Here is a 1,669-nt window from a genome sequence, read left to right as displayed (position 1 = left end):
GCCGATGCAACAGTCGACTGGCAAGGCCCCCTACCTCGAGGGCCTGACCAAACTTTCACAGGATGTGACCGGTGTGCGCATGATCGCGGCCTTCGGAGACGACCACCAGGCGCTGCTAATGTATGACTTGATGACAGAGTCGTCCGGCGCGCTTTCCTGCGCCAAGCACCTCACCATCAGCGACGGCAAAATTCACAGCGACAAACTGACCTTTGACAGCAAGAAGCTGGGCAGCGCCAAACCAAAGGCGAATTAGCAGGTCTACTCAGCCGCCAAGGAGGTCGAGGATCGAGGTCTGCCGCTTCTTGCGCGGGCCGCCAACGTCGCCTGGCGGCACCGGGTGCTTGATCGACGCGGTGGCGCCGTCATCCCCCGGCATGGAAAGGCCATCGGCATCGACGGTTTGGGCGGGACGAGCCGCGCGGACCGGCGCTGGCGCTTGGGCAACCGGCGCTGCTGGCCGCGCTGGTGCCTGCTGGCCGACCGACGTGGACGGAACCGGCGCCGTGTTGTTCGCCGAGGGTATCTCGTCGGGGACGATTGTGTCGCCCGGCGTCGATTTCCAGGTGCCGGGCAGCGGCCGCACCGGCACACCTTCGTGGGCCGCAACCATGAACTCGTGCCAGGCCTGCGCCGGCAGTGCGCCGCCGGTGACCTTCTTCATCGGGCTGCCATCATCATTGCCGAACCACACACCGGTGGTGAGATTGGCGGTGTAGCCGACGAACCAGGCGTCGCGCGAATTCTGACTGGTGCCGGTCTTGCCGGCCGATGGCCAGGCGAAAGCCGCTTTCCGGGCAGTGCCGATCTCAACCGTGCCCGTCATCATCGAGTTCATCATGCCGACGATCTCAGGCTTGACGACGCGCGGCGCGCTGCCGCCGCCGCTGTCGTAAAGCACTTTGCCCTCGGTGGTCGTCACGCGCCGGATGAAATGGATGTCGGGCTTGTAGCCGCCATTGGCAAAGGGGACATAGGCCGATGTCAACTCCAGCGGCGTCACTTCCGAAGTGCCGAGCGCGATCGAGGTGTTGGCTGTCAGGTCGGACTGGATGCCCATGCGGTGCGCCGCCTCGACAACCGCGTTCGGCCCGACCTCCATGGTCAGCTGCGCTGCCACCGAGTTCAGAGACTTGGCCAGCGCAGTGGCCAGCGTCACCTTGCCGAAATACTTGCCGCCGTAATTGTCGGGCGTCCAGTTGCCGATCTTGATCGGCGCATCGTTGCGGATGCTGTCGGGCGTGCGGCCGGCTTCAAGAGCGGCCATATAGACGAACGGCTTGAATGCCGAACCCGGCTGGCGACGTGCCTCCGAAGCACGGTCGAACTGGCTGGTCGAATAGTCGTAGCCGCCGACCATGGCGCGCACCGCACCGGAATCGTCGATCGACACCAGGGCGCCCTGGCTGACGTTGAGTTTCTTGCCGCTGTCGTCGATCAGCCTGCGGATCGATTGCTCGGCGAGCTTCTGCAGGTTTAGGTCGACGGTGCTGTCGATGACGATATCGCCGCGTACGTCGCCGATCAGGTCGGGCAGTTCCTCCATGATGGTATCGGCGACGTAATTCTCCGAGCCGGTCCAATAGGACGGCGCACGCGTTGCCGGCGCGCTCATCGCCGAGGTCAGTTCCTTGGCGCTGATCTTGCCCTCGTCGCGCATGGCGGCAAG

Annotated in this window: 2 protein-coding genes; one reads left to right on the top strand and one right to left on the bottom strand. The window is 64.5% G+C overall.

Features of this window, described 5'->3' with window-relative positions; translation table 11 throughout:
• A partial coding sequence (locus EN969_RS30100; protein ID WP_127419682.1) for a nuclear transport factor 2 family protein occupies positions 1-256 on the top strand: 256 nt, incomplete at its 5' end.
• 9 nt (positions 257-265) lie between these two features.
• On the opposite strand, the gene EN969_RS30095 is transcribed toward EN969_RS30100, so the two are convergent.
• The coding region (locus tag EN969_RS30095) for a penicillin-binding transpeptidase domain-containing protein (protein ID WP_281060043.1) at positions 266-1,669 on the bottom strand (1,404 nt) is incomplete at its 5' end.

This window comes from Mesorhizobium sp. M7A.F.Ca.CA.003.01.2.1, assembly GCF_003998945.1.
GTDB lineage: Bacteria > Pseudomonadota > Alphaproteobacteria > Rhizobiales > Rhizobiaceae > Mesorhizobium > Mesorhizobium ciceri.
Note: the sequence above shows the minus strand (reverse complement) of the source record. Positions and strands in the feature narration are given on the sequence as shown.